This is a genomic window from Kitasatospora papulosa (assembly GCF_000717245.1).
Lineage (GTDB): Bacteria > Actinomycetota > Actinomycetes > Streptomycetales > Streptomycetaceae > Streptomyces > Streptomyces papulosus.
Genome location: NZ_JNYQ01000077.1, coordinates 1 through 349 on the forward strand (window position 1 = coordinate 1; position 349 = coordinate 349).

At 66.8% G+C, this 349-nt stretch carries 1 protein-coding gene; it reads left to right on the forward strand.

Features of this window, described 5'->3' with window-relative positions; translation table 11 throughout:
• Positions 1-349: IS5 family transposase (locus IA22_RS34680; protein ID WP_030125886.1), on the forward strand; the 349-nt coding region annotated here is incomplete at both ends.

Here is a 349-nt window from a genome sequence, read left to right on the forward strand (position 1 = left end):
GAGCTCTCGGATGAAGAGTGGGATGTTCTGTCGGGGCTGCTTCCGCGGACGGAAACGGGGCGGCCCCGGCGGGACGACCGGGTGGTGCTGAACGGAATCGTGTGGAAGCTGCGGACCGGTTCGGCCTGGCGTGATGTGCCGGAGAGATACGGGTCCTGGCGGACGTTGTACACACGTTTCCGCAGGTGGGCGCTCGATGGCACGTTCACGCGGATGCTTGAGGCCGTCCAGGCTCAGAAGGATGCGGCGGGAGACGTCGACTGGCTGGTCTCCGTGGACTCCACGATCACCCGCGCTCATCAGCACGCGGCCGGCGCCCGTAAAAAGGGGCAGGCCCTGCAGAAACGGC